Origin of the sequence: Actinotalea ferrariae, assembly GCF_019733465.1 — a bacterium.
Taxonomy (GTDB): domain Bacteria; phylum Actinomycetota; class Actinomycetes; order Actinomycetales; family Cellulomonadaceae; genus Actinotalea; species Actinotalea ferrariae_A.
Genome location: NZ_JACVQL010000203.1, coordinates 1 through 13861 on the forward strand (window position 1 = coordinate 1; position 13861 = coordinate 13861).

At 75.4% G+C, this 13861-nt stretch carries 11 protein-coding genes; 7 read left to right on the forward strand and 4 right to left on the reverse strand.

The features are described from left to right. Positions 1 to 714, reverse strand: a 714-nt coding sequence (locus tag ICW40_RS15410; protein WP_221654898.1) for a YeiH family protein, incomplete at its 3' end; no start/stop codon positions are given. A 111-nt stretch (positions 715 to 825) separates the two neighbouring features. Between ICW40_RS15410 and ICW40_RS15415 the strand changes: the two genes are divergently transcribed. The 3 genes from ICW40_RS15415 to ICW40_RS15425 all read left to right on the forward strand — a co-directional run bounded on the left by ICW40_RS15415 (position 826) and on the right by ICW40_RS15425 (position 6146). Beyond that, complete coding sequence (locus ICW40_RS15415; protein WP_221654899.1) at positions 826 to 1842, forward strand: phosphotransferase enzyme family protein; 1017 nt, start codon at positions 826 to 828, stop codon at positions 1840 to 1842. Positions 1843 to 2020: 178 nt separating this feature from the next. Further along, positions 2021 to 4219, forward strand: a complete 2199-nt coding sequence (locus ICW40_RS15420) for a prolyl oligopeptidase family serine peptidase (RefSeq protein WP_221654900.1) — start codon at positions 2021 to 2023, stop codon at positions 4217 to 4219. 208 nt (positions 4220 to 4427) lie between these two features. After that, positions 4428 to 6146 (forward strand): GON domain-containing protein, encoded by a 1719-nt coding sequence (locus ICW40_RS15425; RefSeq protein WP_308121846.1) that lies wholly within the window; start codon positions 4428 to 4430, stop codon positions 6144 to 6146. 145 nt (positions 6147 to 6291) lie between these two features. Here ICW40_RS15425 and ICW40_RS15430 read toward each other — a convergent pair whose 3' ends face one another. Then, on the reverse strand, positions 6292 to 6708 hold the full coding sequence (locus ICW40_RS15430) for an STAS domain-containing protein (protein ID WP_221654901.1): 417 nt from the start codon (positions 6706 to 6708) through the stop codon (positions 6292 to 6294). Positions 6709 to 6823: 115 nt separating this feature from the next. Next, the gene (locus ICW40_RS15435; RefSeq protein ID WP_221654902.1) at positions 6824 to 7360 is read right to left on the reverse strand and encodes an aminoacyl-tRNA deacylase; all 537 of its coding nucleotides are present in this window, start codon (positions 7358 to 7360) and stop codon (positions 6824 to 6826) included. A gap of 180 nt (positions 7361 to 7540) precedes the next feature. Between ICW40_RS15435 and aztD the strand changes: the two genes are divergently transcribed. Both aztD and ICW40_RS15445 read left to right on the forward strand, forming a co-directional pair. After that, positions 7541 to 8818, forward strand: a complete 1278-nt coding sequence (gene aztD / locus ICW40_RS15440; RefSeq protein WP_221654903.1) for a zinc metallochaperone AztD — start codon at positions 7541 to 7543, stop codon at positions 8816 to 8818. A gap of 88 nt (positions 8819 to 8906) precedes the next feature. Further along, complete coding sequence (locus ICW40_RS15445) at positions 8907 to 10148, forward strand: YibE/F family protein (RefSeq protein WP_221654904.1); 1242 nt, start codon at positions 8907 to 8909, stop codon at positions 10146 to 10148. Here ICW40_RS15445 and ICW40_RS15450 read toward each other — a convergent pair. After that, positions 10104 to 11285 carry a YibE/F family protein gene (locus ICW40_RS15450; RefSeq protein ID WP_308121848.1) on the reverse strand — a complete coding sequence of 394 codons (1182 nt, stop codon included), beginning with the start codon at positions 11283 to 11285 and terminating at the stop codon, positions 10104 to 10106. The genes ICW40_RS15445 and ICW40_RS15450 overlap by 45 nt on opposite strands. A 76-nt stretch (positions 11286 to 11361) precedes the next feature. Between ICW40_RS15450 and ICW40_RS15455 the strand changes: the two genes are divergently transcribed. Together ICW40_RS15455 and ICW40_RS15460 are read left to right on the forward strand one after the other, a co-directional pair. Further along, entirely contained in the window at positions 11362 to 11937 is a 576-nt protein-coding gene (locus tag ICW40_RS15455) for a DinB family protein (protein WP_221654905.1), read from the forward strand. Positions 11938 to 12150: 213 nt separating this feature from the next. Next, complete coding sequence (locus tag ICW40_RS15460) at positions 12151 to 13680, forward strand: HNH endonuclease signature motif containing protein (RefSeq protein ID WP_221654906.1); 1530 nt, start codon at positions 12151 to 12153, stop codon at positions 13678 to 13680. Positions 13681 to 13861 lie beyond the last annotated feature (181 nt).

Genomic DNA, 13861 nt, shown 5'->3' on the forward strand with positions numbered 1-13861 from the left:
GTGCGGCGCCGCGCCGTCCCGCCCGCGCAGCACGACGCCGACCCCCGCGACGAGGGGTGCGAGCAGGACGACGCGGCCGAGCTTCGTGACGGTCGCGACGGCGAGCGCGGCAGCGGAGACGGCGCCCCCGGCGGCGACCACCTGCGCGACCTCGTGCACGCTCGCGCCGATCCAGAGCCCGGCGGCGTCGTCGTCCAACCCGAAGGCCCCCGCGAGCAGGGGCAGCGCGACGAGCGCGGCCGTGCCGAAGAGCGTCACGAGCGCGACGGCCGTCGCGGTGTCCTCCTCGTCCTCGCCGTCGGGGTCGACGACGGCGGACATGGCCGCGACGGCCGCGGCGCCGCAGATCGCGAACCCGGTCGCCACCAGGAGCGTCAGCCGCCGCGGCACCGCGAGCACGGGCCCCAGCAGCACGGTCGCGCCGAACGTCACCGCGACGGTGGCGAGGATGACGACGAGCCCGCGCGCGCCCAGGCCGAGCACCGCCGGGACGGAGAGCTGCAGCCCGAGCAGCACGACGCCGACTCGCAGCAGCCGCCGCGCCGACCACGCGAGCCCCGGCTGCACCGCCGGGCCGAGCGCCCCGAGGTTCTGCAGCACCGCCCCCGCGACGATCGCCACGACGAGGGCCGAGATCGGCGCGGCGCGCGCGACGAGCAGCGCCGGGACCGTCACCAGGACCACGAGCGCGAGCCCGGGCAGGAGACGACGCACGCGCCGAGTCTGCCGCACGGGGCCACGGCGGGCGCCGGCACAGCGGGTGGCCGCCCGAGGTGCGGACAAATGGTCGTGCGCCGGGCGCGGCGGCGCCGCCAGACTCGCCGCGTGCTGCCGCTGCGGGAGATCGACCGGTTCGCCCGGACCGTCGACGAGACCTGGCGGTCGCCCGTCGCCGACGCCGTGGCGGCCGCGTGGGGTCGTCCGCCGGGCGCCGCCCGCTGGTGGCGGTCGAGCGCGACGCACGTCGTGGTCCTCCCGGCCTCGGACGACGTGCCGCGCGCGTACCTCCGGTTCGCACCGGCCGACGTCGTCCCGCGCGAGTCCGTCGAGACGGTCGCCCGGCTCACGACGGCGCTCGTCGAGGACGGGCTGGCCATCGCGCCGCTCCTGCCGTCGGCGGACGGCGACGTCGTGACCGTCGCGACCGACCTCGGTCCCGTCCACGCGACGTGCGTGCTCGCGGCCCGAGGCAGCGAGCTCGACCTCGACGAGCTCACGGACGCGCGGGCGCGGACGTGGGGCGGCGTCGTGGCCGCGTTCCACGATGCCACCGACCGCGTCGCGGTGCTCGCCCCGGACGTCGTGCACGCGCTGCCGACCCTCGGCGCACGGCTCGCCGCCGCTGCCGAGACCCTCGCCGGCCTCGGCGACGTCGAGGCGGCGGTCGCGGCCCGGACCGTGGGGGACCGACTCGCGGGGCGCGACGACGGGCCCGGGACGACGACCGTGGTCCACGGCGATCTCGAGCTCGACAACCTTGCGTGGGACGGCGATGCCGTGACCGTGTTCGACCTCGACGAGGCGACCCGGGCACCGCACGCCGTCGACCTGGCGCACGCCCTGCGTGACCTCGTGGAGGCGGGCCGACCGCGTCCCGGGCTGCGCCGGCTCCACGAGGCCGTCGTCACGGGCTACCTCGCGCGGCGCCCGGCCCTCGAGCCGGAGCTGGCCGACCTGCCCCTCCTCCACGCGGCGCTCGCCGCCGTGAGCGCCGGCCGGGTCGCGAGCGTGCTGGCCGAGGGACTCGACCTGCCCGACGACGTGCTGCCCGACCTGCGGACGCGGCTCGCCGGGCTCCTGGCGGGCCATCGTCGCGACCTGCTCGCGGCGGTCGCACCGTGACGCGGTGCGGACGTCACCGTCGGCGCTCGGCGCACGGGGTGGAAGGATCACGGGTGAGATCTGGTGCAGGGGGTCAACCAGGGGTGTGGCCCGGCCGATGTAGTGGACGCTGCCCCGTCATGTCCGACGGGCGCGCTCGCAGGGCACCCTGCAGCAGCACCAGCACAGGAGGAACCAGATGCAGCCGACCCACGAGTCCGGACCGGGACTCCGCCTGGTCACCGACGACTCGACGGCGGACGCTCTGACGCTCACGACGTCGTTCCACGACCTCGACGAGTACGTAGCGCTCCCGCGCATGTCGGGCCTCGTGCTGTCGCCCGACGGCTCACGCCTCGTGACCCAGGTCGCGACCGTGAACCACGACGCGACGAAGGTCCACACCGCGCTGTGGGAGGTCTACCCCACGCGCGCGCGGCCCGCGCGGCGCCTCACGCGCTCGTCGCAGGGCGAGTCCGGCGCGGCGTTCACGCCCGACGGCGACCTGCTCTTCACGTCCTCGCGGCCCAACGCCGACGCCACGGACGACGCCGAGAAGCCGCTCGACAAGCCGGCCCTCTGGGTGCTGCCGGCCGGCGGTGGCGAGGCCCGCATCGTCGCGACGCGCCCCGGCGGCGTCCGCGGCGTGCGCACGGCCCGGTCCTCGGCCGCCGTCGTCTTCGCGACGGACATGCTCCCCGGCGCCACGAGCGGCACGGACGACGACCGCCTGCGCAAGCTCCGCAAGGACACCAAGGTCTCGGCGATCCTCCACGACGGGTACCCCGTCCGGTTCTGGGACCACGACCTCGGCCCGGACCAGCCGCACCTGCTCGGCTGGCACTTCAAGCCGGGCGACGACGTCGCGCGCTCGGTCGAGGTCGCGAGCCTGAGCGTCGAGCACCTCAAGGTCAGCGACCTCACGCCGCAGCCCGGCCACGCGCTGCGCGAGGCCGAGTACGACTTCAGCCCCGACGGCACGTTCGTGGTCTCGACGTGGCGCGTCGCCCAGGCGGCGGGCGCCTTCCGCACCGTGCTCGTCCGGATCGACATCGACAGCCAGCAGCGCACCGTCATCGTCGACGACCCCGACGCCGACCTCGACTCGCCCGTCATCTCGCCCGACGGCCGCGCGGTCGCCTACGTCCGCGAGTCGATCTCGACGCCGGACACGGCGCCCCGCCGCACGCTGCACCTCGTCCCGCTCGCCGCCCCCTCGGAGGACGGCGCGCCGGCGAAGCAGCAGCGCACGCACCAGATCGCCGCGCACTGGGACCGCTGGACGACGTGCCACCAGTGGCTGCCCGACGGCTCGGGCCTGCTCGTGGTCGCGGACCAGGACGGTCGCGCACCGGTGTTCCACGTCGACCTCGCGAGCGACCAGGTCACGCAGCTGACGCACGACGACTACACGTACTCCGACCTGCAGGTCGCGCCGGACGCGAGCGTCGTCTACGCCATGCGCGCGTCGTACCTCGCGCCGGCCCACCCGGTCCGGATCCACCTGGTCGACGAGGACGAGCACCGCACGCGCGGCACCGTGACCGTGCTGCGCGCGCCCGCGCCGCCGCCCACGCTGCCCGGCACGCTCACCGAGGTCCGCACCACGGCCGAGGACGGCCACGAGGTCCGCGGCTGGCTCGCGCTGCCCGACGGCAGCGGGCCCGAGAACCCGGCGCCCCTGCTGCTGTGGATCCACGGCGGCCCCCTCGGCTCGTGGAACACGTGGTCGTGGCGCTGGAACCCGTGGCTGATGGTCGCCCAGGGGTACGCGGTCCTCATGCCGGACCCGGCGCTGTCGACCGGGTACGGCCAGGAGTTCATCCAGCGCGGCTGGGGACGCTGGGGCGCGGAGCCCTACACCGACCTCATCGCGATCACGGACGCCACCGTCGCGCGCGAGGACATCGACGAGTCGCGCACGGCCGCCATGGGCGGGTCGTTCGGCGGCTACATGGCCAACTGGGTCGCGGGTCAGACCGACCGCTTCCAGGCGGTCGTCACGCACGCGAGCCTGTGGGCGCTCGACCAGTTCGGGCCCACGACGGACGTCGCGTTCTACTGGGCACGCGAGATGACGGCCGAGATGGCCGAGCGGTACTCGCCGCACCGCAACGTGGGGAACATCAAGACCCCCATGCTCGTGGTGCACGGGGACAAGGACTACCGGGTGCCCGTGGGCGAGGGCCTGCGGCTCTGGTACGAGCTGCTCTCGAGCTCCCAGCTCCCGGCCGACGACGAGGGCCGGACGCCGCACCGGTTCCTCTACTTCCCGGACGAGAACCACTGGGTGCTCAGCCCGCAGCACGCCAAGGTCTGGTACCAGGTGGTCACGGGCTTCCTGGCGCAGCACGTGCTCGGCGAGGACGCACCGATCCTCCCCGACACGCTCGGCTGACCGGCCCAAGGTCACGACCCCACGCCGGGGTCGCCGGTCCCGCTCCGCCTCCCTGGCCCCACCAGCGAGGTACTGCGGGCCGGCGACCCCGGCGTTCGTCGTCCGCGGACTTCACCCGGCGCGCCCCACCCGCCCGGCCCGCACGCATGTGAAGATCAAGTTCCCCTCCCACGCCCCCGCGTGGACCTCCCCCGCACGAAGGACCCCCGTGGCCCGCACTCTTCCCGTCCGCCTGCCCGCCCGCCTCACCACGACGGGGCTCGCGCTCACCGCGTTGCTCGCACCCGTCGCCGTGGCCTCGACCGCGAGCGCCGCGATCAGCCCGCACGCGAGCTGCGCCGACGTCGCCGCCGCCGTGCCCGGTGCAGCCGACGGCACGTACGCGATCACCGTCTTCGGCCAGACGCTCGACGTCTGGTGCGCGGACATGGCGGGCGCGCCGGTCGAGTACCTGAGCCTCGGCGCGGGCAACACGTCGCTCAACGGTGTCGGCGGCGACGTCTGGGGCAGCGACGTCGTGACGACGTACAGCCGCGTCCGGCTGCAGCTGCCCGCAGCGGCCGGTGAGCCCTTCACCGTGCTCCGCACCGATCGCCGCTTCTCCACGAGCACCGGCGTGCAGGCTCGTCCCGGGAGCACGACCGACTGGGTCGCGTTCGCGGGTGGAGGCAACTGCGGAGGCAATCCCGGTCGGGCCGAGGTGTCGTTCGCCGGCACGCCGTTCGCCGTCGAGGCCGCCGAGTTCGCTGTCTACGGCTGGGACGCCTCGGGTGCGGTGGCCCAGGTGACACCGCAGCAGCTGTCGATGTGGAGCGCCGGATGGTGCTCGAGCGTGGGCCCGGCGAACCCGAACCCGGGCCTGCCCTGGGAGACCGGGCACCCTGAGGTGTTCCCGCTGGTCTGGATCGGCGCCGTCGCGCCCGTCGTGACCGGGCCCGTCGACACGACGGTCGGCACGGGCGGCACCGCCACCTTCACGACGTCCGCGACGGGCGACGCGCCGCTCACGGTGCAGTGGCAGACGTCGTCCGACGGCGCGACGTGGTCCGATGTCCTGGGCGCGACGACCGGCACCCTCGAGCTCGTCGGCGTGACGTACGCCGACTCCGGGCGGCAGGTGCGCGCCGTGCACACGAACCCCGAGGGCTCCGTCACGAGCGCCGCCGCGACGCTGACGGTGCTCGCGTCGCTGCCCGTCTTCACGACCGACCCGCAGGACGCGTCGCTCCTCGTCGGCGACGACGTCACGTTGTCCGCCGCGGCCACGGGCGACCCCGCGCCGACGCTGCAGTGGCAGGCCTCCGAGGACGGCGGAACCACGTGGCTGCCGATCCCCGGCGAGACGGGCACCGACCTGGTCCTCGAGGACGCACCGCTCGAGGCCGACGGCCTGCTGTTCCGCGCCGTGGCGTCGAACCCCGCGGGTGACGTCGTCAGCGCCGAGGCGCTCCTGACGGTCTCGGCGGTGGCCCCCACCATCACCGCCGCGCCGACGTCGGCCTCGGTCGCGCCGGGTGCGGACGCCACGTTCACGATCGCCGTTGCCGGCACGCCGGCCCCGACGGTCCAGTGGCAGGTCCGGACGTCCGACGGCCTCCTGTGGGTGGACGTCCCGGGTGCGACGGGCACCACGCTGACCGTCGAGGACGTCACGCTCACGCAGGACGGCGCCGTCTACCGCGCCGTCGTGCAGAACGTGGGCGGCGTCGTCCTGTCCGACCCCGTGACGCTGCGCGTGCTCGCCCCGGCCGTCGTCGTCCCCGTGGCCACGCCCGCGGCGCCGACGGCACCCGCCGCCGCGGCCGCGGCTGCTGCCCTTCCGGTCACCGGCGGCACCCCGGCGCCGATCATCGCCCTCGCCCTCGCCCTGATCGCCGCGGGCGGCATCGCGCTGGCCGGCTCACGCCGCGCACGCACGACGGTCTGACACCACCTCGAGACGTCCGACGACGAGGACGCTGGTCCGGTCCTCGTCGTCGGTCGTACTGGCGCCCCGAGCGTGACCAGCGACCGTCGGCGGCCGGGCCTCGGGCGAGTCCGCAGCCGGCGTCGCCCGACCTCGGGGGGAGTCCTCAGCCGGCGTCAGCGGGGACCGTGCGGCGCACCGCGACGCGGTCCGTCATGCCCACCATCGAGACCAGGTCGGTCATGTGCTGCGGCGGGTCCAGGAGGACGACCTCCCGGCCCTCCTCCTCACCCGCCTTGACCAGCTGCAGGACGAAGGCCAGGCCGGTCGAGTCCAGGAAGTCGACGTCGGCCGCGCCGATGACCACAGGGCCCGTGCGCAGGACGACGCGCGCCATCACGTCGCTCGCCTGGTCGCGCAGGCTCGCGTCGACGTCGCCCCACAGCCGGATCTCCGATGCGTCGGGCCGGCTGCCCTGGACCAGCTCGATCCCACCCCAGGGACGTCCGTCGTCGGGGTCGAACGGCGCCCCGGCGAGCGCCGGCTCCGTCGGGAGCGGCACCCGGTCGTCTGCGTCGATCATGTGATCCCCGTCGTCGGTCGGTCCGGTCACGTGCCCTCGGAAGGTAGGACGAACCTCCGACACCCACGGTTCCGCACCCGGGTGAACGGCCCCTGCACGGCGCGTGAACGCCCGCTCATGCCGGCGCCTCCGCCGGGCGCTCGTCGGCACCTTCGGTGCCGGGCTCCGGGTCGGTGACGTCGGCGACGGTCGCGCCGAGCGCGAGCACCATACGGCTGCCGTCGACGGTCGCGGCGACCCCGTGCGCACCCGCGCCGATCGACATGGGACGCCCCGCGACGCGCGCGTCGGCGATCACCGGCCAGGCACGCGTCGCGCCGAACGGCGTGATGGTCCCGCGCTCGTAGCCCGTGACCTCCTTGGCGACGGCGGCGTCGGGCATGGACAGCCGCGAGACGCCGAGCAGCTCGCGCAGCCGTGGCCAGGCGATCGTCCGGCCGCCCGGCACGAGCACGAACAGGAAGTCGTCGTCACCGCGGCGCACGACGAGCGTCTTGACGATCTGGTCGGGCGGGAGCCGGCGCGCTCTCGCGGCCTCCGCGAGGCTCCGGACCGGCCCGTGGCGCGTCAGCCGGTAGCGCAGCCCGGCGGCCTCGAGGGCCGCGACGGCGCGCTGCTCGCCCTCGGAGGGCGGCGTCGTCGCATCCGTCACGCGGCCATCCTGGCCGGACGCGGCGCCCGCGAACAAGCAGCGGCGCGTGGCCGTCCGCCTCGTGGAACCGTTACTGATAACGACTCTCGTTATGGTCTAAGTTCGAGGCGCGGGTCGGCGCCCACCGCGGGGGCGCCGAACCCGCGCCGCCCGACCTGCACCTCCACCGGAAGGCCTGACATGCGACACCCCTCCACCCGCCTGCGGCTCGCCGCGCCCGCGCTCGCCCTGCCGCTCGTCCTCGCGGCCTGCGGCGACGCGCCGTCGGCCGCGGAACCCGAGCCGACCACCGAGGAGGTCGCCTCCGACGTCCGCGAGGAGGCGGCTCCCCGTCCGCGCCTCGTCGTGACCTACGACGGCGGCCTGCAGGTGCTCGACGCGCTCACGCTCGAGCCCGTCGCCGACCTGGAGCTCGACGGCTTCACGCGCGTCAACGCCGCCGGTGACGGACGGCACGTGCTCGTCTCGACCACGGGCGGCTTCCACGTGCTCGACGCGGGCACGTGGGCCGAGGCGCACGGCGACCACGCCCACCACTACTCCACCGAGCCGCAGCTGACCGACGTCGTCTGGGAGGCGGAGACGCCGGGCCACGTCGTCGTCCACGACGGCCGCACCGTGCTCTTCGACGACGGCACGGGCCGCATCGTCTCCGTCCCCTCGGCCGAGGTCGCGGAGGGTCCCGCGGCCGCGCACGAGGTGCGCGAGACCACCACCCCGCACGCGCACCACGGCGTCGCCGTCGAGCTCGCGAGCGGTGAGCTCGTGGTGTCCGAGGGCACGGAGGAGGCGCGCACCGGCATCCGCGTGCTCGACGCGTCGGGCGCCGAGGTCGCGGCGTCGGACGCGTGCCCCGGCGTGCACGGTGAGGCGGTCGCGGCCGACGACGCCGTCGTGATCGGCTGCGAGGACGGCGTGCTCGTGTACCGCGACGGGGCGATCACCAAGGTCGCGAGCCCCGACCCGTACGGCCGCATCGGCAACCAGGCCGGGAGCGAGGCGTCGCCCGTGGTCCTCGGCGACTACAAGGCGAACCCGGACGCCGAGCTCGAGCGCCCCACGCGCGTCTCGCTCGTCGACACCCGCACCGCGACCCTGCGCCTCGTCGACCTGCCCGCGAGCTACACCTTCCGCTCGCTCGCGCGCGGGGACGACGGCGAGGCGCTGGTCCTGGGCACCGACGGCGCGCTGCACGTGCTCGACCCCGAGACCGGGGCGCTCGTGCGCTCCACGCCGGTCGTCGAGCCGTGGACCGAGCCGGACGACTGGCAGTCGCCGCGACCGGCCGTCGTCGTGCTCGAGGGCTCGGCGTACGTCACGGACCCCGCGACGCGCACCGTGAGCGCGGTCGACGTCGAGACGGGCGAGGTGTGGCTGCGTGCCGAGCTGTCCGTGACGCCGAACGAGGTCGCCGCGGCGACGGGCGCGGCGGAGGCGACGGGCGAGCACGACCACTGAGCCGGACTCGCACGCGGGCCCGGGCTCGGGTCCAGGCTCCGGCTCCGGCTCCGGCTCCGGCTCCGGCTCCGGCTCCGGCTCCGGGAGGATGGGCGCCGTGCCCCGACCCGACCGCGTGACGGCCCTCCTCACGGCGATCCTCCTGCCGCTCGCCCTCGCGACCGCGGGCGCCCTCGTGGCCCTGTGGCCGAGCGGCGAGCGGCAGGTGACCGCCGTCCTCGCGGAGGAGGCCGCCTACGTCCCCGCGCGCGTCGACGGGGCGCGCGCGGAGGCGTGCGAGGGGACAGACGAGGACCGCCTGCCCGACGGCACGGTCCCCGAGACGGTGACGTGCACGCGGGTGACCGCGACGCCCGCGGGCGCGACGTCGTCGGTCGAGGTCTGGGCGCCCGCGACGGTCACGCCCGACGACGTGCCGCCCGGCACGCGGATCGTGCTCGCCCACTACCCGGCGACACCGACGGAGCCCGAGGTGTGGATCTGGCAGGACGTCGAGCGCACCCTGCCGCTCGCGGCGCTGACGATCGCGTTCGGGCTCGTCGTCGTCGCGGTCGCCGGGCTGCGCGGGCTCCGAGCGCTGGTCGGCCTCGCGCTCGCCTTCGGCGTCATCGGCGCCTTCATGCTCCCGGCGCTGCTCGAGGGGCGCGACGGCCTGCTCGTCGGCCTCGTCGGGTCCGCCGCGATCATGTTCGTCGTCCTCTACCTCGCGCACGGCTTCTCGCGCCGCACGACGACGGCGCTGCTCGGCACGCTCGCCGGGCTCGGCCTCACCGCGGGTCTCGGCGCGCTCGTCGCGCGGGCGGCGCACCTCACGGGTCTCGCGACCGAGGAGAGCTACCGGCTCGCGATGTACACCGGTCAGCTCGACGGCGACGGCCTGCGCGGAGTCTTCCTGTGCGGCGTCGTGCTCGCGGGCCTCGGCGTGCTCAACGACGTGACCATCACGCAGGCGTCGGCGGTGTGGGAGCTGCGCGCGGCCGACCCCACGGCCGGGCGGCGCGCGCTGTTCTGGCGCGGCATGCGCATCGGCCGCGACCACATCGCGTCGACCGTCTACACGATCGCCTTCGCGTACGCGGGCGCCGCGCTGCCCGTGCTGCTGCTGCTCGAGGTGTACGGCCTCCCGCTCGCGCAGACCGTCGGGAGCGGCCAGTTCGCCGAGGAGATCGCGAGGACGCTGGTCGGGTCGATCGGGCTCGTGCTCGCCATCCCGCTGACGACGCTCATCGCCGCCGTCGTCGTCACCGCCGGACCGGCGCACGGGCGGCGCGCGGCCGGTGCCGGGTCACACCTCCACGGCCTCGCGGTCCTCGACGACGTCGTCGGCTGACGCGAGCGACCCCGGTCCCGCGACGAGCGCTCCGAGCGCCGTCGTCACCGGGATCGCGAGCACCAGCCCGATCGAGCCCACGAGGGTGCGGACGATTTCCTCCGCCACCTCGCCGGCGCTGAGCACGTCGAGCACCGCCCGGTCGCTCATCGCCACGAGCAGGACGAGGGGCAGCGCCGCGCCGACGTAGGCGAACGCGACCGTGTAGACCGTCGAGGCGATGTGGTCGCGGCCGATCCGCATCGCACGCGCGAAGACCTCGCGCCGGCTCGCCGTCGGCGAGGACGCGCGCAGCTCCCACACGGCCGACGCCTGCGTGATGGTCACGTCGTTGAGGACCCCGAGCCCGGCGAGCACGAGGCCGCACAGGAGCACCCCGCTCAGGGACATGCCGGGCGCGAGCTGCAGCAGGTCGAGCGAGTTCTCCCCGCCGAGGCCCGTGAGGTGCGTGGCGCCCGTGGCCCACGCGCCGATGCCGGCGGTGAGCAGGATGCCGACGACCGTGCCGACGAGCGCCGTGGACGTGCGGGCCGAGAACCCGTGCACGAGGTAGAGGACGACGACCATGATCCCGGTCGCCGAGACGACGGCGACCGCGGCCGCCGGGCGTCCGGCGATGAGCGCGGGCAGCGTGAACCAGGCGAGCCCCGCGAGGGACAGGCCGAGGCCGAGGAGCGCCGCGGCGCCGCGCAGGCGCGCGACGGCGACCACGAGGACCGCCATGACGCCGGCGAGCAGCAGCATGGGCGGGCCGCGCACGAAGTCGACGAACACGTGCGTCGGCGTGCCCGGCGGCGCGCCGGCGAGGTCCGCCGTCGGCAGCACGATGACGCGCACCGCATCGCCCACCTCGATCTCGGGCAGGTACTCCGGCGGCGCGTGGACCTCGACCTCGTCGCCGTCGGCGGTGCGCGCGGCGAGCTGCGCCATGTCCGTCGCGTCCGGGTCGATCGCCGTGACGGTCACCTCGGCGACCGAGGAGCCGGGCGCCATGGTCTCGAGCCGCGGTGCGTCGTCGTCGGGCGCGCGCAGCAGCAGGCCGCCGACGACGGTCGCGAGCAGCACGGGCGCGAGGAGCGCCGTGAGAAGGAGCCGCGTCCGGCGGGACGCGGCGACGGGCACGTGCTGGTGGCTCACCCGGAGAGCATTCCCGGCGGGCGGCGGATCGCGCGGCGCGCCGCGCCGGGCGGGCCGATGATGCGATGCTCGGCCGGTGATCGTCGACCGTGCGAAGGCGTCCCTCCACGACGAGCTGCGATGGGTGCGCCGTTCGGTGCTCGGCAAGGTCGAGGGTCTCTCCGAGTACGACGCTCGGCGTCCGCTCACGAGGACGGGGACCAATGTGCTCGGCCTCGTCAAGCACCTGACCCTGTCGGAGGCGCGGTACCTCGGTGACGTCGTCGGCCGCCCGTATCCCGAGGACATCCCCAGCTTTGACGACCCGCACTTCGCGAACCGCGACAGCCTGTGGGTCACAGAACGGGAGTCGCGCGCCGACGTCCTCGACCGCTACCGACGGGCATGCGCTCACGCCGACGCCACGATCGAGGAGCTGCCGCTCGACGCTCCTGGTGTCGTGCCCTGGTGGCCGCGGCCTGGCGTGACGCTGTTCGACGTGATGGTGCACGTCCTCACCGAGACCAACCGACATGCCGGTCATGCCGACATCCTGCGCGAACAGCTCGACGAGGCGGCCGGCACCGACCCGACGACGTCCTCCGACGCAGACTGGGCGGCACACCGCGCACAGATCGACGCCGCTGCACGCGCAGCCGCCGGCCTGGCCTGACGCGGTCCACGCGGAGGGTCTGCGCTGACTGAGCCGAGCCTGACGCGGTCCGCGCTGAGACGCACACGGTTCCGCCGCAGGCTCTGTGCCGCACGCCCATGCCTGTCCGGGTGCGTCGTCCGGTCGTCGACGCCGGGCGCTCCGCCGCGACTCGATCCGTGCGTGCCCACGGCCGCCGGCGGTCGTGTCAGTGGTCGCCCGTAGTGTGCCGATATGTCCACCACCGCGCACGACGTCGGCCCCGACTCGGGGTCGGACGGCGACGCGCGCGCGTCCGGGCCGGAGGGTGTCGTGCCCGAGGGCGCCGCGGTGGTGGAGTTCTGGGAGCAGTGGTTGTGGTCCGTGCGTCACCGGGTCGCCGCCGAGCTGGAGGAGGCCCGCCCGGGGCCCGAGCTGGCGGCGCGGATGGCTGCCCTGGAGCCGGCTGACCTGGACGAGCCTGCGCTGGTGGAGGCTGTCGCGGCGTGGGAGCGGCTGGGGTCGTGGGTCGCCGCCGGCCAGGCGCGTGTGATCGCCGAGCTGGCCACCCGCCGGCGGAGGACGCCGGGTGCGTTCGTCTCCGACGAGGTCGCCGTGGCCTTGTCGACGACGAAGGCGGTCGCCGACGGCAAGGTCGGCCTCGCGCTGGGCCTGGATCGGATGCCCGCCGCGGCAGATGCGTTGGCCCGTGGCGATCTGGACGTGCGCAGGGCGACGGTGCTCAGCGACGAGCTGATGCGCCTGGACCACGACGCCGCGCAGCGGGTCGTCGACGCGGTCCTGCCTGCCGCGGTGTCGTGCACGGCGCCGCAGCTGCGCGCTCGGCTGCGGCGGATGGAGCTGCTGCGTGACCCCGAGGGTGCCCGCGTCCGTCATGAGCGGGCCTGCCTGGAGCGGCGGGTCGAGCTGTCCCCGGCGCCCGATGCGATGGCCTGGCTCAGCGCGTACCTGCCCGCTGACGAGGCGGTCGCGATCCACACCACCCTCACCGCGCTGGCCGGCGAGGCCGCCCCGGAGGACGACCGGGACCTGGATCAAAGGCGCGCCGACGCCCTGGTCGACGTCACGACCCGCTGGTTGGACGCCGGTGTGCACCCCGACGGCACGCCGTTGGCCGTGCGGCAGGGCCGCCGCCCGCACCTGGCGGTGACGGCGTCGGCGGCGACGCTGCTGGGACTCTCCGACGAGCCGGGCGAGCTGGCGGGGTACGGACCGATCCCGCCGGCGATGGCGCGGCGGATCGCGGCGCGCTCGACGTGGGAGCCGTTGCTGGCCGACGTGTGGACCGGTGAACCACTCGCCCGCTCGACCCGCCGCTACACCCCGACCCAGGAGCTGCGCGACGCTGTCGTGGCCCGCGACCGCACCTGCACCTTCCCGGGCTGCCGCATGCCCGCCGCCCGCTGCGACATCGACCACATCACCCCCTACGCCCAGAGCGCCGGAGAGGGTGGCGCGAGCGGCGGCCGACACCACGACGCGCGGGGGGTGGGCGGAGGCCACGACGCGCGGGGCGTGGACCAGACACGGTGCGTGGACCAGACGCGGATCGACAACCTCCATGCGCTGTGCCGGCACCACCACAACGCCAAGACCCACGGCGGGTGGACACCCGTCCGCCGTGACGACGGCACCACGAGGTGGACCTCACCGACCGGACGACGACACGACCGACCACCCGCGCACGATCCGCCCATCCCACCGCCGGCGCCACCACCGCCCGACGGCGTGCACATCGACGTCTACCCACCCCCGCCTTTCTGACCCGCGCGCCGCAGCGCCCCACCGCGGGAGCCGGATCAGGCGGGCGCGTCCCCGGCGTGGTCGGCGCCGAACATCACGGCGGCCGCGTCGAGGACGCGCATCGCGACGCGGTCGAGGTCGTCGGCGACCGGCGGCTCCTCATCGGCGCGCCGGGCGGCCCACGCCCGGGCGAGCGCCGCGC